We start from the raw sequence: 18,875 nt of genomic DNA, 5'->3' as shown, positions 1-18,875 counted from the left end.
CCATCACGATTCGGTAACGCGCGCTCCCGCTGCGTCGCGAGCCACGGCCTCAGCGCCGGCGACGACCGCCGCCTCCGACGCCCGCGCACGCGCCCGCGCCGACGCCCGGACCTCGACGATCCGGCCGTGCAGCTGCGCGTGGACCCGTCGGCGCACGTCACGTGCGACGGCCTCGACGTCGGACTCCTGGGGGCCGTCCTCGCCCCGCTCGGCGAGCTCGGCGGTCAGACGCTCCACCGCCGCCTCGACCTCGGCGCGCACCCGCTCCTCGGCCTCGTCGAGCAGGGCCATCACCGCGGCGTCGGCCGCGCGGCCGAGCCGCGTGTCCTCGAACGCCCGAGCAGCCGCGTCCACGATCGCCTGAGCCTGCCCGACGACGTCACGCGCCACCGCGGGCGCGTGCGCCTTCAGCGTGGCGAGGTCGTAGAGCAGGACACCCTCGACGTCGGCCACGCGCGGGTCGACGTCACGGTGCAGCGCGAGGTCGAGGATGACGAGCGCGGGCGGCTCCGGCTCGTCGCCGGCCCGCTGCGCGGCGCGCTCCCGAGCCCGCACCACCGCGGCGGCGTCCAGGACGTGGTCGAGGCTCGCCTCAGCGGGGGCGTCCGGGCCTGCCACCAGCCCGAGGCGGGCCGGCCCGGCGACACCAGCCGCACCGCCGCTGCCCCACGACGTGTCCTCACCCCGCTCGCGGGCCGCCGCGGAGGCGCCGGGACGCGACCCCCCGGCCGGGCCACGCCCGCGGGCGCCGCTGCAGCTCACCACGAGGTCCGCCTCCGCGAGCGCCGTGACCAGGTCGTCGACAGGCTCCACCCGGTGCGACTCGGCGAAGATCCCCGCCCGGCCGGACCGCGAGTAGACGCGGATGTCGTCGCAGCCGCGGGCCCGCAGGGCAGCGACCGACGCACCCGCGTACGAGCCCGTGCCGATCAGGACGGCGCGCGAGGCGCCCCACGGGGGCAGCTGGCCCTCGGCGAGATCGAGCGCCAGCGAGACGACGGACCGGCCCGCCGCGCCCAGCTCTGTGTCGGTACCGACCCGCTTGGACGTGCGCGACGCCGTCTGGAAGAGGAGCTCCAGCGTCTTGGAGGTGGTCTCCTGCTCGCGCGCCAGCTCGAGCGCCCGCTTCACCTGGCCCGCGATCTCGCGCTCGCCCACGACCATCGAGTCCAGCCCCGAAGCCACGGCGAACAGGTGCTCCGTGACCTCCTGGCCGGAGCGGACGGTGAAGCTGGCGGCGGCCGTCTCGTCGTCCACCCCGGACGCGCCGGCGACCAGCTGGGCGACGTGCCGCGTCGCGTGACGCACGCCGTCGCCGTCGAGGGGCGCGTCCACGTCCAGGTAGAGCTCGAACCTGTTGCACGTGGAGATGACCACGGCGCCCTGGACGGGCCCGCACGAGCCCACGACGACCCTGCCCACGGACGTAGAACCCGTGGACAGGCGCTCGAGCGCGTCGAGGTCGAGCTCGCGATGGCTGGCTGTCAGGGAGAGGAGAACCACAGTGCTCCGACTTTATGCGGTCAGGGGTGCCAGGGCAGAATCGGTAAGCGTGAAGTCGACCACGCTCGCCCCCGCCCATCCGCTCAGCGACGGGCGCACCTCCGCCGCACCCCTGGTGCAGGCCCTGCGGGGTGAACGGCCTGGTCACACGCCTGTCTGGTTCATGCGCCAGGCCGGTCGCTCGCTCCCCGAGTACCTCGAGGTACGGCAGGGGGTCACCATGCTCGACTCGTGCCTGCGGCCCCCGCTCGCCGCCGAGATCACGCTCCAGCCCGTGCGCAGGCACGGCGTCGACGCGGCGATCTTCTTCAGCGACATCGTGGTGCCCCTGCGGCTCGCCGGTGTCGGCGTGGACATCGCGCCCGGCGTGGGGCCCGTGATGGACCAGCCGTACCGGACGGCCGACGACGTGGACCGGCTCGTGTCCCGGACCCTCACCGACGAGGCGCTCGAGCCCATCCACGAGGCCGTCGCCCTCACGGTGGCCGGGCTCACCGAGCTCGCCGAGAAGCAGGGCCAGGAGTGGGTCACGCCGCTCATCGGGTTCGGCGGGGCGCCGTTCACGCTCGCGGCCTACCTGGTGGAGGGGCGGCCGTCCCGCGACCACCTTGCGGCCCGCACCTTGATGCACGCCGACCCGGAGACGTGGCAGCGGCTCGTGGACTGGACCGCGGACCTCACCGGCGCGTTCCTCCGCGCCCAGGTCTCGGCGGGGGCCTCCGCGGTGCAGCTCTTCGACTCCTGGGCCGGTTCGCTGTCCCTCGCCGACTACACGGCGCACGTCGCGGGTGCCTCGACCCGGGCGCTGCGGCACGTCTCCGACCTCCGGTTCGGCCCCGGCGCGGCCACGACCGGCCCCGGGACGGACGCCGGTGTGCCCGCCATCCACTTCGGCACCGGCACCGGGCACCTCCTCCCCGCGATGCGGTCCGTCCTGGCCGACGCCGGGCTCGCCGACCACGCCGTCGGCGTCGACTACCGCACCCCGCTCGACGAGGCCGCCGCGCTGCTGCCCGGCGTGCCGCTCCAGGGCAACGTGGACCCCGCGCTCCTCGCGGCACCGTGGCCCGTGCTCGAGGCGCACGTGCGGGACGTGGCCCGCCGGGGGCTCGCGGCCCCCGCGCACGTGCTCAACCTCGGCCACGGCGTGCCGCCCGAGACCGACCCGACGGTGCTGACGCGCGTGGTCGAGCTGGTCCACTCGCTGTGACGGCGGGCGGGGGCGGCGGCCCGGGGCACAGCGACCCCGAGCGGGCCGACGCCGTCGTCGTCGGCGCCGGGATCGGCGGCCTGGTCGCGGCCTACACCCTTGCCGGGCACGGCCTCCGCGTGGTGGTCCTGGAGGCCTCCGACCGCGCCGGCGGGCCGGTCCGCGGGGGGTCCTTCCCCTCGCTGCCCGACGTCCCGCTCGACCTGGGGGCGGAGTCCTTCGCGACCCGCGGCACCGCCGTCGAGGCGCTGGCCCGCGAGCTCGGGCTGAGCGTCGAGGCGCCCGCTCCGGCCCCGGCCTGGGGATTCGCCGCGGGCCGGGCGTTCCCGCTCCCCGCGGCGGGCATCCTCGGCATCCCGTCGCGGCCCTGGGCAGCGGACGTGCGCCGCGCCGTCGGCTGGCCGGGCGTGGCGCGTGCCTGCCTCGACCGCGTGCTGCCGCGCCGGTTCGCCGACACCTCCGACCTCGGTGCCCTGGCCCGCACCCGGCTCGGGCGACGCGTGACCGACCGGCTCGTCGCGCCCGTGGCGGCGGGGGTCCACTCCGCGCCGCTGTCGTCGCTCGACGTCAGCGCCGTGGCCCCCGGCCTCCTCGACGCCTTCGCCCGCAGCGGCTCCCTCACGCGAGCGGTCGCGGAGCTGCGCGCTGCCGCGCCCCCGGGCTCGGCGGTCCGCGGCATCGAGGGCGGTATCCACAGGCTTGTGGACACGCTGGCCGCCCGCCTGGACGTCCGCGTCGGCTCGCAGGTGACGGGCGTGCAGCGCGCCCCGGTGGACGACGACGGCGCCGGCTGGCTCGTGCAGTTCACCCACCCGGGCGGCGGCGCGGGCGGGGAGGGCGGCACCGGCGACGGCGGCCCCGGGTCCGCCGTCGGCGCCGGGCCGGCCGTGCTGCGCACGCCGCGACTGGTGATCGCGACCGCGGGCGTCCCGGGCCTCGCCGACGTGATCGGCCCGTCCGACAACGGTTCGGCACATTGCTTCGGCACTTTGTCGGGGGGGGGGGGGGGGGGGGGGGGGCGCGCGCCCCCCCCCCCCCCCCCCCCCCCGACAAAGTGCCGAAGCAATGTGCGCGGAGCCCCCCGCAGGCAACAGGGCCGCCGTCCCGCAGCCCGCCCGCGGCGCCGACATCCGCCTCGTCACGCTCCTGCTCGACGCCCCGGAGCTCGACGCCGCCCCGCGCGGCTCCGGCATGCTCGTGGCCCCCGACGCAGCCGCGGGTGACCCGCCCGTCCGCGCGAAGGCCCTCACCCACGCCACGGCGAAGTGGCCCTGGCTGGCCCGCCGGGTCCGGGAGGCCACAGGGCGCGACGGCGTCCACGTGGTCCGGCTCAGCTACGGCCGCATCGGCGAGCCCACCCCGGAGCCGGCCGTCGAGCAGGCCACCCGCGACGCGTCCGCCCTGCTGGGCGTGGACCTGACCGGGAGGGTCCGCGACCACCTGGTCCAGCGGTGGGACGGCTCGCTGCCGCCGCCCACTCCCGCCTACCGGGCGCAGGTCACGTCCTTCGTCGCAGCCGTGTCTGCCACGGAGGGCCTGGCTGTCACGGGTGGCTGGATCGCCGGAACGGGTCTCGCGGCGATCGTGGCCCACGCGCAGCACGCGGCGTCCGCCGTCGCAGCTCGCGGGTCCTCGCCGACGTGACCGGCAGCTTGTCGGATGATCGGCAGCCCGGGCTGCCGATCATCCGACGAACTGCCGGTCACACGGGGTCTGGGTGCGAGGCGGGCACGAGGGTGTGAGGTCCGCCGCAGGACCGCCTTCCCGTTTCGTCCGACCGGGCCGGAAGGGGGACACTGGGTATGTGACCCCGACCCCCGAGTCCGTCAGCATGCCCGGCACCCCGCAGACCGCCGCGGAGCAGCACGCCGAACGCCCGGCGGAGAGCACCCCGCTCCGCCTGGGCACGCGGGCGAGCGCCCTCGCGACGACGCAGAGCGGCCTGGTCGCGCGGCGCCTCGAGGAGCTGACGGGCCGTCCGGTCGAGCTGGTCCACATCCGCACCGAGGGCGACGTCCGCACGGGTTCGCTGGCGACGCTCGGCGGCACGGGCGTCTTTGTCACGGCCCTCCGTGACGCGCTGCTGGACGGCCGGTGCGACGTCGCCGTGCACTCCCTCAAGGACCTCCCGACAGCCCCGGCGCCCGGGCTCACGTACGTCAGCCCCGAGCGCGAGGACCCCCGTGACGTGCTCTGCGCCCGCGACGGGCTGACCCTCGACACGCTGCCGCTCCGGGCTCGCGTCGGCACGGGCTCGCCGCGCCGGGCCGCGCAGCTCCGGGCCGCCCGCCCGGATCTCGAGGTGGTCGACATCCGCGGCAACGTGGACACCCGCCTCGGCCGGGCCCTCGGCCCGGAGGCCGACCTCGACGCCGTGGTCCTCGCGTTCGCCGGCCTCGCCCGGCTCGGCCGCACGGACGCGGTCACGGACGTGCTGGAGACCGACGTCGTCTCGCCTGCCCCCGGGCAGGGCGCCCTCGCGGTGGAGGTCCGGACGTCGTCGATCACCTCGGTCGACGTCGCCTACGACGAGTCGCTCGCTCAGGCGATCCGCGCGCTCGACCACCGGCCCACCCGGCTCGCCGTCCTCGCGGAGCGCTCCGTCCTGGCCCGCCTCGAGGCCGGCTGCGCCGCCCCCGTCGGTGCGCACGCCGTCGCCGAGAGCGGTGTGCTGACGCTCACCGCCGTGGTGGCCCGCGTCGACGGCACGGAGCAGCTGGTGCACCGCTCGCAGGCCGGCCTCTCGGCCGACGCCGGCCCGGAGACGCTCGACGACGTCGCCCGGCAGCTCGGCGTGCGGGTCGGCGAGGCCCTGCTCCTGGAGGGTGCCGAGCGCCTCGCGCCGCTGCTCCGGGCGCCGGTCCCCGTGGGCGTGCCGGCCAACCACCACCCGACCGGGACCGACGACCCGGAGGGTGCGTGACGACGGAGCCGACAGCGGCCGCCCGCCGGACCGGTACCGGTACCGACGTCACGGCCGGCCGGGACGGTGCGCGTCAGGCCTCCGTCCTCGTCGCGCGGGCCGAGGACCGGGCCGGGGGACTCGTCGAGCGGCTCCGCGCCGCGGGCGTCCGGGTGACGACAGCCCCGGTGATCGAGCGGGCGCCGGTGGAGGACGCGGCGTCGCTGGGGGCCGCCCGCGAGCGGCTCGCCCGCGGCGGCTACGAGTGGGTCGTCATCACGAGCGTGAACGCGGTCGAGGCGCTCCTCGGCGAGCCGACGGCGACCCAGGCGGACGCGGGCCAGGCTGCTGCGGCCACGGCTGACCCCGCCCAGGCCGACCCGGCCGGCACTGCCGACCCGGCCGGCCCCGTCACGCGCCCCGGCTGGATCCCCGAGGCGACCCGGTGGGCCGCCGTCGGCCCCGCGACGGAGCGTGCCCTCGCCCGGCACGGCATCCCTGCCAACCTGGTCCCGGAGACGCGGACGGCCGCAGCCCTGGCCGACGCCTTCCCGCCCGCCCCACCGCCCACCGCACCTCCTTCCGCTGTGGGTATGGCTGTGGCGGCAATCGGCGCCGAAATTCCCGCCACAGCCATACCCACAGCGACGAAGCGAGTGCTGCTGCCGCTTGGGGACCTTGCGGGAGACCACCTCCCCCGGGCCCTTGCGGCCAAGGGCTGGGAGCCCCACGTCGTGACCGCCTACCGCACCGTCGCGCGAAAGCTGCCCGCGGACGTCGTCGGGGCGATGTACGACCTGGTCGTCGTGTCGTCCGGGTCCGCCGCCCGGCAGGTCGCCGCGCAGCTCGGGCAGGGCCGGGCGGTCGTCGCGATCGGCGAGCCGTCCGCCGACGCCGCCCGCCGGGCGGGACTCGACGTCGTCGCGACCGCCACCCAGCCCACCGACGCGGCCCTCGCGGACGCTGTCCTCGCCGCCCTCGCGAGCACCGCCCTCACGAGCACCGCTCGCGTCGCGAGCGCCCCAAGTCCCCCGACCACCGCACCGACCACGAAGGAGTACCCGTGAGCACCTCGGGCATCGTCTACCGGCCGCGCCGTCTGCGCGCCACACCGGGCATGCGCCGCCTGGTGGCGGAGACCCGGCTGCACCCGGCCGACCTGGTGCTGCCGCTGTTCGTCAAGGAGGGCCTCACCGAGCCCGCGCCGATCACGTCCATGCCGGGCCAGGTGCAGCACACCGAGGAGACGCTCGGCAAGGCCGTCGCGGCGGCCGCCGACGCGGGGATCGGCGGCGTCATGCTGTTCGGCATCCCCGCCCGTCGCGACGCCACGGGCTCCCAGGGTGACGCGGAGAACGGCATCCTGCAGCGGGCCATCCGCATCGCACGGCACGCCGTCGCGGGCCGGGAGGACGGGCGTGCGCCGGTCGTCATGGCCGACACCTGCCTCGACGAGTTCACGGACCACGGCCACTGCGGCGTCCTGTCCTCGGACGGCACCGTCGACAACGACGCGACCCTCGACCGGTACGCGTCCATGGCGGTGGCGCAGGCGCGCGCGGGGGCGGAGGTCGTGGCGCCGTCGGGCATGATGGACGGCCAGGTCGCGATGATCCGCGACGCGCTCGACGACGCCGGCTACCTCGACGTGAGCATCCTCGCCTACAGCGCCAAGTACGCGAGCGCGTTCTACGGCCCGTTCCGGGAGGCGGTCGACTCGGCGCTCCAGGGCGACCGGCGCACGTACCAGATGGACGCCGCGAACGGCCGGGAGGGCCTCCGCGAGGCCGACCTCGACCTCGCCGAGGGCGCCGACCTGGTCATGGTCAAGCCGGCCGGGTCGTACCTGGACGTGCTGCGGTCGGTGGCCGACCGGTCCGACGTGCCCGTCGCGGCCTACCAGGTGTCGGGCGAGTACGCCATGATCGAGGCCGCCGCCGCGAACGGCTGGATCGACCGGAAGGGCGCCGTCCTCGAGTCGGTGACGAGCATCAAGCGGGCCGGCGCGGACGTGATCCTCACGTACTGGGCGCTCGAGATCGCGGAGTGGATCAAGTGACGGAGGAGCGCACAGTGGCCCAGGAGAACGGCATCGAGCCCCAGGCGCTGCGGCGGGCCGCGGCGCCCGACCCCAACCAGGCGGCGTTCGTCCGCGCCCAGGGCGCGATCCCCGGCGGCGTGAACTCGCCCGTCCGGGCGTACCAGTCGGTGGGCGGGGCGCCGCGCTTCCTCGCGTCTGCGCGCGGCCCGTACGTTACGGACGTCGCCGGGCGCGAGTACGTCGACCTGGTCTGCTCGTGGGGCCCCGCGCTGCTGGGTCACGCGCACCCCGAGGTGGTGGCCGCGGTCCAGGAGGCGGCGGCCCGCGGGCTGTCGTTCGGCGCGCCCACGCTGGCGGAGGTCGAGCTCGCGGAGGAGGTCCGACGGCGCGTCCCGGCCGCCGAGCGCGTCCGGCTCGTGTCCACGGGGACCGAGGCCACGATGACCGCGATCCGCCTGGCACGCGGCGTCACGGGCCGGCCACTGGTCGTGAAGTTCGCCGGTTGCTACCACGGGCACGTGGACGCGCTGCTGGCGGAGGCGGGCTCCGGCGTCGCGACGCTGGCGATGCCCGGTACCGCGGGCGTGACCGAGGCGTCAGCCGCCGAGACGCTGGTGCTGCCGTACAACGACCTCGCGGCCGTGGAGGCGGCGTTCGCGCAGCGCGGGTCCCAGATCGCCGCCGTCATCACGGAGGCCGCCCCCGCCAACATGGGCGTGGTCCCGCCCGCGGAGGGCTTCAACGAGGGTCTGCGGCGCATCACGGCGACGCACGGCGCGCTGCTCATCCTCGACGAGGTGCTCACCGGCTTCCGCGTGGGTCCGTCGGGCTGGTGGGGGCTGGAGAACGCGTCCCTCCGCGCCCAGGGCGCCGAGGGCTACACCCCCGACATCTTCACGTTCGGCAAGGTCATCGGCGGCGGGATGCCCGTGGCCGCGCTGGGCGGCCCGGCCTGGGTGATGGACCACCTCGCGCCCGTGGGCCCTGTGTACCAGGCGGGCACCCTGTCGGGTAACCCGGTCGCCGTCGCCTCCGGCCTGGCCACGCTCCGGCTGGCCGACGACGCCGCGTACGCCCGGGTGGACGCCGTCGCCTCCGCCCTGTCCGACGCCGTGGGCGACGCCCTGTCCGCCGCGGGTGTCGAGCACGTCGTCCAGCGGGCCGGCTCGCTGTTCTCGGTGTTCTTCGGGCCGCTGGCGGCGTCGCGCGGGGTGCGCGACTACGCGCAGGCGCAGGCGCAGGAGTCGTTCCGGTACACCGCGCTCTTCCACTCGATGCTGGAGTCGGGGATCAACCTGCCGCCGTCCGTGTTCGAGGCCTGGTTCGTCTCGGCCGCGCACGACGACGCCGCGGTCAACCGCATCCTCGACGCCCTCCCCGCTGCGGCCCGGGCCGCAGCGATCGCGAAGGCCTGACCCCGTCAACCATGGTTGACACACGAGAGGATCGTCAACCATGGTTGACACCATGACCGACTCACCGCCCGCAGCCGCCCCGGCCCCCGTGCACCCCGGCCCGGAACGGCTCCGCATCCTGCTGGGGTTCGTCCGGCCGCACCGCCGCACCCTCGCCCTGGGCCTGGTGCTCGGCCTCGCCGGGACGGCGATGGGCCTGGCCACGCCCATGGTGACCAAGTGGGTCCTCGACTCGCTCGCCGCCGGCAACCCCCTGACCGCGCCGGTGGCCTGGCTGGTCGTGCTGATGGTCGTGGGTTCCGTGGTGGGCATGGTCCAGTGGATCCTGCTGGGCACGCTCGCCGAGCAGATCGTCTACGACGCCCGCGAGTCGATCGTGCGCCGCTATCTCCGCGCGCGGGTCGCCGCGATCACCTCCCAGCCTGCGGGAGAGCTGGTCACGCGCGTCACGTCCGACACGCTGCTGCTGCGCCAGGCGGCGTCGCAGAGCCTGGTCAGCCTGGTCAACGGGGCCATCGCGCTGGTCGGCACCCTGGTGCTGATGGCGGTGCTGGACCTGGTGCTGCTCGCCTCGACGGTGGCTGCCATCGTCGTCGTCGCGATCTCGATGGCGGTGCTCCTGCCGGGGATCGGCAAGGCGCAGCACCGCACGCAGGAGGCCGTGGGACGGCTGGGCGGCACCGTGGAGGGCACCGTCCGCGCCGTCCGGACCGTCAAGGCGAGCCGGGCCGAGGAGCGCCAGGGCACCGCGATCCTCACGGACGCGCGCGAGGCCCAGAAGCACGCCGTCACCGCCGTGCGCACCGAGGCCCTCGCCTGGACGGTCTCGTGGGGCGGCATCCAGCTCGCGATCATCGCGATCCTCGGCGTCGGCGCGTGGCGGGTCTCCGAGGACCTCCTCGCGGTCTCCAGCCTGGTCGCGTTCCTCCTGTACGCGTTCAACATCGTGGGGCCCATCACCGAGCTGTCGCAGGCGTTCACCACCCTGCAGTCCGGCATGGCCGCCGCCGAGCGCATCCGCGAGGTGGAGCAGCTGGAGGTCGAGGAGCCGCCCGTCGCGGGCGACGCGGCCGGCACCGCTGGGGGCAGCCGCCCGGTCACAGGCCAGGCGGCCGCCACCCCGGGCGACCACGTCCCGGCCGTCGCCCTCGTCGGCGTCACCGCGGGCTACGGCCCCGACGCACCGCCCGCGGTGCGGAACGTGTCGTTCGACGTGCCACGGCGCGGCCACGTCGCCCTCGTCGGCCCGTCGGGGGCGGGCAAGACGACGCTGCTGTCGCTCCTGCTCCGCTTCGTCGAGCCCGACGACGGCGAGCTCCTGCTCGACGGCGTCCCGTACTCCCGCCTGAGCCATGCCGCCGTCCGCGAGCGCTTCGCCTACGTGGAGCAGGAGACACCCGTGGTCCCGGGAACCATCCGGGAGAACCTCCTGTTCAGCCGCCCGGAGGCCACCGAGGAGCAGGTGCGGGAGGTGCTGCGGGCCGTGCGCCTGGAGGCCGACCTCGACGCCCTGCCCGACGGCCTCGACACGTCGCTGGTCTCCTCCGCCGTGTCGGGCGGGCAGCGCCAGCGGATCGCGCTCGCCCGCGCGCTGCTGCGCGAGCCGGAGGTGCTGCTCCTCGACGAGGCGACCTCCCAGGTCGACGGCCTGACGGAGGCCGCGATCCACGACGCGATCCGCGCCCAGGCGGCGCGGGGCGCGGTCGTGACGGTGGCGCACCGGCTCTCCACGGTGCTCGACGCCGACCGCATCCTCGTCCTCGAGGCGGGCCGGGTCCGCGCAGGCGGCACGCACGAGGAGCTGTACGCGTCGGACGAGCTGTACCGCGACCTGGTGGCCGCGCTCCGGATCGCCGTGGCGGAGGCGCCCGCGGCCCCGTGACCCGGGTCACGGGGCAGGAGCCCTTGACTACGTACCCCCTGGGGGTATGGTGGAAGCATGACCGAGGCGACGCAGGCACCTGAGGCGACCACGGACGTCGTCGGGCACCCGGACCACGGGGCGCCCGGCGGCGCCCACGACCACGACGGCCCCCACGGGTACGCCTCCGACAAGGAGGCCTACCTCAAGCGCATGCGCCGCATCGAGGGCCAGGTCCGCGGGATCGCCCGCATGATCGACGAGGACGTCTACTGCATCGACATCCTCACCCAGGTCTCGGCGGTCACCAAGGCGCTCCAGGCCGTCAGCCTCGCGCTCGTCGAGGACCACCTGGGGCACTGCGTCGTCGACGCGGCGAAGTCGTCCGACGACGCCGGGGCCGCCAAGGTCCGCGAAGCCTCCGAGGCGATCGCCCGCCTCGTCCGCATGTGAACCCCACCAAGGAGAACCCGATGACCACCATCACCACCCTCGCTGTCGACGGCATGACCTGCGGCCACTGCGTCTCGTCGGTGACCCAGGAGCTGCGCGGCGTGCCCGACGTGCAGGACATCTCGGTCGAGCTGCACGCCGGCGGCACCTCGCTGGTCCGCGTCGTCTCGGCGCTGCCGCTGGCCGAGGCGCCGCTGCGCGAGGCCGTGGACGAGGCCGGCTACTCGGTCACGTCCGTGGACGTGCTGGAGAACGCCGTCGCGGCCGAGGCGTCCGCCCAGGCCCCGGCCAAGCAGGCGCTCCGCACCCTGCCCATCGTCCAGGCGTAGGTCCCCGCCGCCGGGTCGGTCCATCGTGCGGGTCCACGCCGCCGGCCCCTCCCGTCACCTCTCTCCCAGGAAGCCCGTGATGACTGCCCCCTCCGCGCCCCTCGCCCCCGCCGACAGCGCCCCGCTCCGCGAGGTCGAGCTCGCCGTGACCGGGATGACGTGCGCGTCGTGCGTGGCGCGGGTGGAACGCAAGCTGGGCAAGATCCCGGGCGTCGCGGCCACGGTCAACCTCCCGCTGGAGAGCGCCCACGTGGTGCTCACCGCGGACGTGGACGACACCGACCTCGTTGCCGCGGTCGAGGCCGCCGGCTACGGCGCGACAGTCACCCGCTCGCGCAGCGCCACCCCCGAGCTGTCAGAGGCTTCCCGGCGTACAGACCAGAGAGCTTCTGACAGCCCGGGGGAGGCGGAGCCGGTAGCCGACCCCGCCACCGACACCACCCCGGACCGCGGCGCCGACCTGCTCCGGCGCCTGCGCGTCGCGGCCGTCCTGACCGCGCCGGTCCTCGTGCTCTCGATGGTCCCGGGGATCGACTTCGCGGGCCGCGAGTGGCTGATCGCCGCGCTGTCCCTGCCCGTCGTCGGCTGGGCCGCATGGCCCTTCCACACCGCCGCCGCCCGGGCCGCGCGCCACGGCAGCAGCACCATGGACACCCTCGTGTCGCTCGGCGTCACGGCGGCGACGCTGTGGTCCTTCTGGGTGCTCGTCCAGGACACGGTCCGTCCGCCCATGGGCGGCATGGAGGGCATGGGCCCGGAGCTGTACTTCGAGGTGGGCGCGGTGGTCACCACCTTCCTCCTCGCGGGCCGGTACGCCGAGCACCGCTCCAAGCGCCGCGCGGGCGACGCCCTGCGCGCACTCCTCTCGCTCGGCGCCAAGGACGCGGAGCGCGTCTCGCTCGCCGAGGACGGCACACCCCTCCGGCTGCCCGACGGCGGCTGGGTCACCACCCAGGTCCCCGTCGCCGCCCTGCAGGTCGGGGACGTCTTCACGGTGCGCCCCGGTGCCACCGTCGCCACCGACGGGGTGGTGGTCGAGGGCGCGTCCGCCGTCGACACGTCGCTCGTCACGGGCGAGCCGGTGCCCGTGGACGTCACGGCGGGGGACGCCGTGGTGGGCGGGACGGTCCTGACGTCGGGCCACCTGCTGGTCCGGGCCACCCGCGTGGGCGAGGACACGATGCTGGCGCGGATCGGCCGGCTCGTGTCGGCCGCCCAGACCGGCAAGGCGCCCGTGGCGCGGCTCGCCGACCGCATCTCGGCCGTGTTCGTCCCGGTGGTCGTGGTGCTGGCAGTGCTGACGCTCGTCGGCTGGCTGCTCGCGGGCGGCGGGGCCGACGCCGCGTTCACCGCCGCCGTCGCCGTCCTCATCATCGCGTGCCCCTGCGCCCTCGGGCTGGCCACGCCCACGGCGATCCTCGTCGGCACCGGACGCGGAGCCCAGCTCGGCGTCCTCATCCGCGGGCCGGAGGTGCTCGAGAGCACGCGCAGCATCGACACCGTGGTGCTCGACAAGACCGGGACCGTGACGGAGGGCCGAATGGCGCTGGAGTCGGTGGTCGCGGCCGCCGGCGGGGACGACGCCGAGGCCCTGCGGTACGCCGGTGCCGTCGAGGCGCTCAGCGAGCACCCGATCGCGCAGGCGGTCGCGGCGGCAGCACGTGACGCCGCGGCAGCCCGGGACGCGTCCGGGCTGCCGGAAACGCCCGGAACGTCTGCCACCGGCGAGGCGGCCGAGGACACCTCCGGTCACGGGCTCGAGGTCTCCGGCTTCGTCGCCACGCCCGGCGGCGGCGTCGAGGGCCTGGTCCGGCGGTCGCACGCGGGGCTCGCCCCCGACGGCGCGCTGAACACCCGCCGCGTGCTGGTGGGGCGGCTCGACTGGCTCGCCGAGCGCGGGGTGACGGTGCCGGAGGAGGTGCGTGCCGCCGTCGGGCAGGCTGAGGCCGGTGGTGCCACCGCCGTGACCGTCGCGTGGGACGGGACCGCACGCGCGGCCCTGACCCTGCGCGACCCGGCCAAGCCCACGTCGCGCGAGGCGATCGCCGAGCTCAAGGCCCTGGGCCTGCGGCCCTACCTGCTGACCGGCGACTCCGAGGGCGCCGCCCGTGAGGCGGCCCGGGCGGTGGGCATCGCCGAGGACGACGTCCTCGCCCGGGTGCTGCCCGAGGAGAAGGCGGCGCGCATCGCGGAGCTCCAGCGCGAGGGCCGCACGGTCGCGATGGTGGGCGACGGCGTCAACGACGCCGCTGCCCTGGCCACCGCCGACCTGGGCCTCGCGATGGGCACCGGCACCGACGTGGCCATCGAGGCCAGCGACATCACGCTCGTGCGGGGCGACCTGCGCGCAGCGGCGTCGGCGGTCCGGCTGTCGCGGACGACGCTCCGGATCATCAAGCAGAACCTGTTCTGGGCGTTCGCGTACAACGTGGCGGCGATCCCGCTGGCGGCGTCGGGCCTGCTCAGCCCGATGATCGCGGGCGCCGCGATGGCGCTCAGCTCGGTCCTGGTGGTGGGCAACTCGCTCCGGCTGCGCCGCGCGGGCTGACCCCACCCCCTGCCGAGACAGTGACTTCGTCGGACGAAGTGACTGTCTCGGCGGAGGGTTACCGGAACCGGCGGCCCTCGTCCCTCCGGTAGCCCCACACCGCGAGCGCCGCGAACACCACGGTCCACCCGGCGAGCACGGGCAGCGACGACGCCGGTGCGTCCACGCCGGTCACGGCCGCGACGAGCAGGTCGCGGCCGGCGCGTGTCGGGGTCGCGAGCGAGATCCCGTCGAGCCAGGACGGGAACAGCTGGGGCGGCAGGAAGAGCCCGCCGGCGAACGCGAGCGGGAACAGGATCACCTGCACCACGGGCAGCGCGGCCTTGGCCGACATCGAGTGCCCGATCCCCATCCCCAGCAGCACGAACGGCACCCCGACGGCGAGGATGGTCGCGACGCCCGCGAGGAGCTGCCCCGCCGTCACCGTGGCTTCGGTGAACAGCCACCCGATGAGGATCAGCGGCACCACGCCGAACAGCGAGAAGATCGCGCCGTTGAGCACGCGGCCCACCATGCGCGGTCCGGGCCCTGCGGGCAGCGAGCGCACGTACGGGTCGAAGGGGAGCTGCCGGTCCTCGGCGACCCCGAGGCCGTAGGTGAAGAGGCTGGCGGAGCACACGGCGAACAGCCCGAGCGACGCCACGGCGGTGGTGGCGAACACGGGGTTGCCCGCCACGGACTCCTGCGGCACCACGAAGAAGAACATCGACATGGCGGGGAAGAGCAGGTTGCCCAGCACCGCGATGGGCACGCGGACGGTCTCGAGGAACTGGTACCGCAGGTGCAGCCAGGACAGCGCCCAGAAGGGCCGCAGCCGGGCGGTGCCGTCGGGCGCGGTGGCCGACGTCGGAGTGGTTGCCGGGGTGCTCATCGTGCGTCTCCCTCGCTCGTCTCGACCAGGTCGGCGGGCGCCACCAGCTCGGCGAACGCCTCTTCCAGCGTGGCCCCGCGGATCTCCAGGTCGGTGAACGCGGTGCCGGAACCGACCAGCTCGCGCACGAGCGCGTCGGAGTCGGCGGTCCACAGCACCTGGCGGTCGCCGGCCTCCCTCTCGGCGCGTGCGACGCCGGGCAGCCCGCCCAGGTCGGACGCGCTGGACACCACGACCCGCCGCACCGACACGCGCCGGAGCACCGCGCCGAGGGTGTCGTCGGTGAGCACGCGTCCGTGGTCGATCACGACCACGCGCTCCGCGAGGGCCTGGACCTCCTCGAGGTAGTGGGAGGTGAGCAGCACCGTGCCGCCCTCGGCGTGGTAGTCGCGGATCGCGTCCCAGAGGGCTGCGCGACCGGACACGTCGAGCCCGGTCGTGGGCTCGTCGAGGAGCACCACGCTGGGCCGCCCCACGAGCGACAGGGCGACGGCGAGCCGCCGCTTCTGCCCGCCGGAGAGCGACCCGGTCTGCCGCCGGGCGAGGTCGAGCAGGCCGAACCGCTCCAGCAGGTCTCCGGTGGGCAGCGGCGTGGGGTAGTGCTGGGCCACGAAGTCGACCACCTCGTGCACCCGCAGGGTCGCGGGCAGCCCGGTCTCCTGCGGCGTGATGCCGAGGGAGACCCGGGACGCGGGGTCGCGCGGGTCGCCGCCGAGCAGGCGGACCGTCCCGGCGTCGGGCTTGCGCTGGCCGCTGACCAGCGACAGCAGCGTGGACTTGCCGGCGCCGTTGGGGCCGAGCATCCCGACGAGCTCGCCGGGCCCGACGGAGAGCGACACGTCGTCGAGCGCCAGGACCTCCCCGAAGCGTCGCGTCACCCGCGACACCTCCACCACCTCATTCATGTCCGGCTCCCTTCAGAAGGTTCGTCAGTGCGGTCTGGTACTCCGCGAACGCGGTGCGCCCACGGTCGGTCAGGGCCAGGTAGGTCGCCGGTACCCGGCCGTCGTGCGTCTTGGTGACCTGCACGTACCCGGCGTCCTCGAGCTTGCGCAGGTGCGTGGACAGGTTGCCGGCCGTCATGTCGAGCAGCTTGCGCAGCCGGGGGAAGGCCACCTCGTCGCCCACCGCGAGCGCCGCGAGGGTGGCGACGACCCGCAGTCGCGCGGGTGCGTGGATGACGGGGTCGAGGTCCTCCGTCATGCGACCCCCCGGCGCCGGGAGCGGACGACCTGCTCCACCACGACCATCACGAGGAACCCGCCGCCGCCCGCCAGCGCCATGACGAGGTAGGTGTGCGGCATGCCCGCGAAGGCCGCGACAGCCCCGGTGACGAGCATCCACGCGCCCGCGGCATACATGCGGGTCTCGCCGAACAGCAGGCCCCCCGCCATGTACATGAGGCCGACGACCAGGCAGGCGAAGCCGTTCGCGGCCGTGGCGACGACCTCGGGCGACGCTCCGGCCTGGCCCATCGCGCCGAGGACGACGCCGTAGGTGGTGAAGCCGAGGAACCAGGCCCACCCGTACAGCGCGCCGGTGCGGTTGCTGGCTCCCCGGAGCCCGACCGTCCGCGTGGTGCTGTGCACGACCGTGAGCGTCATGGCGCCGAGGAGGCAGCCCGCCAGCACCCAGCCTGCCCAGGCGGCGGGGACACCGGTCTGGCGCGCGCCCGCCCACATGGCCAGGTAGCCGACCAGCCAGGCGATACCCCACGCGCCGAAGAGCAGGCGCCCGTCAGGTTCGGTGGCGTCACGGGCCCGGTCGGTCTGCTCGCGGATCAGGCGCAGGGAGTCTGCTGGGTCGAACGCGCCGTCCGGCGACGTGCCGTCGTCGTTCATCAGGTTGGCCTTTCGAAGTGGTTTGTGCTGCAAACTAGTCTGCACTGCGGTGGCCTGGAGCGCAAGGGCCCGTGAGGACAACGTCGTCCCTGGTCAAGCCGTCAGGTGATGCGCGGCTCGAACCGGCTGGGGCTAGGGTGCGCTCCGTGCGACTGACTGTGGTGGGCTGCTCGGGCTCCGTCCCGGGCCCCGACTCGGCATGCTCCGGCTACCTCGTGGAGCAGGACGGCTACCGGCTGCTGCTCGACCTCGGGACGGGCGCCGCCGGACCGCTCCAGCGCCACGCGGCCCCGCACGAGATCGACGCGGTCGTGATCTCGCACGGTCACGGTGACCACTGGTCCGACCTCCCCGACCTGGGCTACCTCCGGACCCAGCCCGGCCTCCCCGTCCCCCGCCGGCCGCTCACCGTGGTGGCCCCGTCCGACCTGCCGCCCGTCGTCTGGGAGAACCCCGAGGTGTTCGACGCGCGGGTGGCCGAGGCCGGCGACCTGCGGCTCGGGCCGTTCGACCTACGGCTCGCCCGCGTGGAGCACACGGACCAGAGCTTCGCCGTCCGCGTGGCCGACACGCTCTGCTACACGGGCGACACCGCCCCCTGCGCGGCCCTCGACGAGCTGGCGGCAGGCTGCGCCGTCCTGCTCGCGGAGGCGGCGGGGCCCGACGTCGGACGCCCGCGCACCGGGTCCGTGCCGGTCGTGACGCCCGGCACCCTGCCCGGCACCCTGCCCGGCACGCTGCCCGGCACCCTGCCCGGCGCAGTATCCGGCGCGCTGCCGGACGCGCGGCCCGGGGCCGGGCGCGGCAGCCCACCGGGCCACCTCACCGCCGGCGACGCGGGACGCCTTGCCCGGCGCTCGGGGGCGAGGCTGCTGGTCATCACGCACCTGCGCCCCTGGCAGGACCACGGTGCCCTGCTGGCCGAGGCGGCCGCCGCGGCCGGCTGCCCCGTCGTCGCGGCCACGCCGCACCTGCGCCTGGAGCTCTGACCCTCACGGCCGGGCCCAGCCAGGCCCGCCCCTCAGCCGGCAGTGCTATAACCGGCTGGTGGCCAGCACCGAGACCGACGTGAGCGCGACACCCCCGGCCGAGACCCGGCGGCGTGTCGGCGCGGAGATCTGGATCGTCCTCGGGCTCAGCCTCGGCAAGTCCGCCGTGTATGCGATCGTCAACATCGTCGCGAGGCTCTCCGCGCCCACGCCGCTCGCCGAGCAGTCCGCGACGCTGAACGCGAGCCAGTCGGAGCGCCCCTGGCTCGACCTCACGTACCAGCTGCTCAGCATCGGCTTCGCCCTGGTCCCCGTCGCGCTGGCGCTGTACCTGCTGAGCGCCCGAGGCCGCGGCACGCTCGCCCGGATCGGGCTCGACCGCGCCCGCCCCCTCCGCGACACCGCCTGGGGCTTCGCCCTCGCTGCCGCGATCGGCATCCCGGGGCTCGGGTTCTACCTGCTCGGCCGGGCGCTGGGGATCACCGTCGAGGTCCAGGCGAGCGCCCTCGACCAGCACTGGTGGACAGTCCCCGTCCTCCTGCTCAGCGCCCTCCAGAACGGCCTCCTCGAGGAGGTCGTGGCGGTGGCCTACCTCTACGAGCGCACCCGGGACCTGGGGTGGGACCGCGTGCGGTTCGTGGTGGCGAGCTCGCTGCTGCGCGGGTCGTACCACCTGTACCAGGGCATCGGCCCGTTCGTGGGCAACGTGGTCATGGGCGTGCTCTTCTCCTGGTTCTACACGTCCCGCTGGGGACGACGACGCACCCTCCCCCTCGTCGTGGCCCACACCCTGCTCGACGTGGTGGCTTTCGTGGGCTACGCCCTGCTGCCGGCTGCCTGGCGGGCGCTCCTCTAAGTCAGGGGAAACCCCTGACCTACCCGGATGTTCACCCCACGTGCCCTTTTCTTGGG

18 protein-coding genes are annotated in these 18,875 nt (G+C 75.3%); 13 read left to right on the top strand and 5 right to left on the bottom strand.

Features of this window, described 5'->3' with window-relative positions:
• Positions 1-3: 3 nt before the first annotated feature.
• The gene (locus AC060K_RS01335) at positions 4-1,503 is read right to left on the bottom strand and encodes a glutamyl-tRNA reductase (RefSeq protein WP_483763641.1); all 1,500 of its coding nucleotides are present in this window, start codon (positions 1,501-1,503) and stop codon (positions 4-6) included.
• 49 nt (positions 1,504-1,552) lie between these two features.
• On the opposite strand from AC060K_RS01335, the gene hemE reads away from it, so the two are divergent.
• The 11 genes from hemE to AC060K_RS01280 all read left to right on the top strand — a co-directional run bounded on the left by hemE (position 1,553) and on the right by AC060K_RS01280 (position 14,262).
• Complete coding sequence (gene hemE / locus AC060K_RS01330; RefSeq protein WP_483763640.1) at positions 1,553-2,713, top strand: uroporphyrinogen decarboxylase; 1,161 nt, start codon at positions 1,553-1,555, stop codon at positions 2,711-2,713.
• A complete protein-coding gene (locus tag AC060K_RS01325) occupies positions 2,710-3,936 on the top strand; it encodes a protoporphyrinogen/coproporphyrinogen oxidase (protein ID WP_483763639.1) in 1,227 nt (408 codons plus the stop codon). Before hemE ends, AC060K_RS01325 begins: the two co-directional genes overlap by 4 nt.
• Positions 3,905-4,357 (top strand): hypothetical protein, encoded by a 453-nt coding sequence (locus tag AC060K_RS01320; protein ID WP_483763638.1) that lies wholly within the window; start codon positions 3,905-3,907, stop codon positions 4,355-4,357. The genes AC060K_RS01325 and AC060K_RS01320 overlap by 32 nt, the downstream gene beginning before the upstream one ends.
• Positions 4,358-4,517: 160 nt before the next feature.
• Entirely contained in the window at positions 4,518-5,636 is a 1,119-nt protein-coding gene (gene hemC / locus AC060K_RS01315; RefSeq protein ID WP_483763637.1) for a hydroxymethylbilane synthase, read from the top strand.
• Positions 5,633-6,682 (top strand): uroporphyrinogen-III synthase, encoded by a 1,050-nt coding sequence (locus tag AC060K_RS01310; RefSeq protein WP_483763636.1) that lies wholly within the window; start codon positions 5,633-5,635, stop codon positions 6,680-6,682. The genes hemC and AC060K_RS01310 overlap by 4 nt, the downstream gene beginning before the upstream one ends.
• Before the next feature lie 50 nt (positions 6,683-6,732).
• Positions 6,733-7,674, top strand: coding sequence for a porphobilinogen synthase (hemB, locus tag AC060K_RS01305; RefSeq protein WP_483763724.1), 942 nt, complete (start codon positions 6,733-6,735; stop codon positions 7,672-7,674).
• A 14-nt stretch (positions 7,675-7,688) separates the two neighbouring features.
• Positions 7,689-9,071, top strand: coding sequence for a glutamate-1-semialdehyde 2,1-aminomutase (gene hemL / locus AC060K_RS01300; RefSeq protein ID WP_483763635.1), 1,383 nt, complete (start codon positions 7,689-7,691; stop codon positions 9,069-9,071).
• A gap of 52 nt (positions 9,072-9,123) precedes the next feature.
• Positions 9,124-10,953 (top strand): ABC transporter ATP-binding protein, encoded by a 1,830-nt coding sequence (locus tag AC060K_RS01295; RefSeq protein ID WP_483763634.1) that lies wholly within the window; start codon positions 9,124-9,126, stop codon positions 10,951-10,953.
• A 57-nt stretch (positions 10,954-11,010) separates the two neighbouring features.
• Entirely contained in the window at positions 11,011-11,385 is a 375-nt protein-coding gene (locus AC060K_RS01290) for a metal-sensitive transcriptional regulator (RefSeq protein ID WP_483763633.1), read from the top strand.
• A 20-nt stretch (positions 11,386-11,405) separates the two neighbouring features.
• Positions 11,406-11,714: a heavy-metal-associated domain-containing protein gene (locus AC060K_RS01285; RefSeq protein WP_483763632.1), complete on the top strand. Its 309-nt coding sequence runs from the start codon at positions 11,406-11,408 to the stop codon at positions 11,712-11,714.
• A gap of 79 nt (positions 11,715-11,793) precedes the next feature.
• Positions 11,794-14,262 carry a heavy metal translocating P-type ATPase gene (locus tag AC060K_RS01280; protein WP_483763631.1) on the top strand — a complete coding sequence of 823 codons (2,469 nt, stop codon included), beginning with the start codon at positions 11,794-11,796 and terminating at the stop codon, positions 14,260-14,262.
• Between the two features lie 58 nt (positions 14,263-14,320).
• Here AC060K_RS01280 and AC060K_RS01275 read toward each other — a convergent pair whose 3' ends face one another.
• Genes AC060K_RS01275 through AC060K_RS01260 form a run of 4 tightly spaced genes read right to left on the bottom strand, consistent with a single transcriptional unit; the run spans position 14,321 to position 16,974 of the window.
• Complete coding sequence (locus tag AC060K_RS01275) at positions 14,321-15,133, bottom strand: ABC transporter permease (protein WP_483763630.1); 813 nt, start codon at positions 15,131-15,133, stop codon at positions 14,321-14,323.
• A complete protein-coding gene (locus AC060K_RS01270) occupies positions 15,130-16,038 on the bottom strand; it encodes an ABC transporter ATP-binding protein (RefSeq protein ID WP_483763629.1) in 909 nt (302 codons plus the stop codon). The genes AC060K_RS01275 and AC060K_RS01270 overlap by 4 nt, the downstream gene beginning before the upstream one ends.
• Positions 16,031-16,336: a transcriptional regulator gene (locus tag AC060K_RS01265; protein ID WP_483763628.1), complete on the bottom strand. Its 306-nt coding sequence runs from the start codon at positions 16,334-16,336 to the stop codon at positions 16,031-16,033. The genes AC060K_RS01270 and AC060K_RS01265 overlap by 8 nt, the downstream gene beginning before the upstream one ends.
• Complete coding sequence (locus AC060K_RS01260; RefSeq protein WP_483763627.1) at positions 16,333-16,974, bottom strand: hypothetical protein; 642 nt, start codon at positions 16,972-16,974, stop codon at positions 16,333-16,335. The genes AC060K_RS01265 and AC060K_RS01260 overlap by 4 nt, the downstream gene beginning before the upstream one ends.
• A gap of 146 nt (positions 16,975-17,120) precedes the next feature.
• Between AC060K_RS01260 and AC060K_RS01255 the strand changes: the two genes are divergently transcribed.
• A complete protein-coding gene (locus tag AC060K_RS01255) occupies positions 17,121-17,963 on the top strand; it encodes an MBL fold metallo-hydrolase (RefSeq protein ID WP_483763626.1) in 843 nt (280 codons plus the stop codon).
• A 55-nt stretch (positions 17,964-18,018) separates the two neighbouring features.
• The gene (locus AC060K_RS01250; protein WP_483763723.1) at positions 18,019-18,819 is read left to right on the top strand and encodes a CPBP family intramembrane glutamic endopeptidase; all 801 of its coding nucleotides are present in this window, start codon (positions 18,019-18,021) and stop codon (positions 18,817-18,819) included.
• The last annotated feature ends 56 nt before the right edge of the window (positions 18,820-18,875 follow it).

Source organism: Antribacter sp. NEAU-D49 (assembly GCF_057158775.1).
Note: the sequence above shows the minus strand (reverse complement) of the source record. Positions and strands in the feature narration are given on the sequence as shown.

What these genes read in the sequence shown, in the direction of transcription:
- AC060K_RS01275 (WP_483763630.1), bottom strand. Translation starts at nt 15,133, where the DNA reads ATGAGCACCCCGGCAACCACTCCGACGTCGGCCACCGCGCCCGACGGC.
- hemB (WP_483763724.1), top strand. Translation starts at nt 6,733, where the DNA reads ATGCGCCGCCTGGTGGCGGAGACCCGGCTGCACCCGGCCGACCTGGTG.
- AC060K_RS01320 (WP_483763638.1), top strand. Translation starts at nt 3,905, where the DNA reads ATGCTCGTGGCCCCCGACGCAGCCGCGGGTGACCCGCCCGTCCGCGCG.
- AC060K_RS01270 (WP_483763629.1), bottom strand. Translation starts at nt 16,038, where the DNA reads ATGAATGAGGTGGTGGAGGTGTCGCGGGTGACGCGACGCTTCGGGGAG.
- AC060K_RS01285 (WP_483763632.1), top strand. Translation starts at nt 11,406, where the DNA reads ATGACCACCATCACCACCCTCGCTGTCGACGGCATGACCTGCGGCCAC.
- AC060K_RS01290 (WP_483763633.1), top strand. Translation starts at nt 11,011, where the DNA reads ATGACCGAGGCGACGCAGGCACCTGAGGCGACCACGGACGTCGTCGGG.
- AC060K_RS01280 (WP_483763631.1), top strand. Translation starts at nt 11,794, where the DNA reads ATGACTGCCCCCTCCGCGCCCCTCGCCCCCGCCGACAGCGCCCCGCTC.
- AC060K_RS01295 (WP_483763634.1), top strand. Translation starts at nt 9,124, where the DNA reads ATGACCGACTCACCGCCCGCAGCCGCCCCGGCCCCCGTGCACCCCGGC.
- AC060K_RS01265 (WP_483763628.1), bottom strand. Translation starts at nt 16,336, where the DNA reads ATGACGGAGGACCTCGACCCCGTCATCCACGCACCCGCGCGACTGCGG.
- AC060K_RS01260 (WP_483763627.1), bottom strand. Translation starts at nt 16,974, where the DNA reads ATGAACGACGACGGCACGTCGCCGGACGGCGCGTTCGACCCAGCAGAC.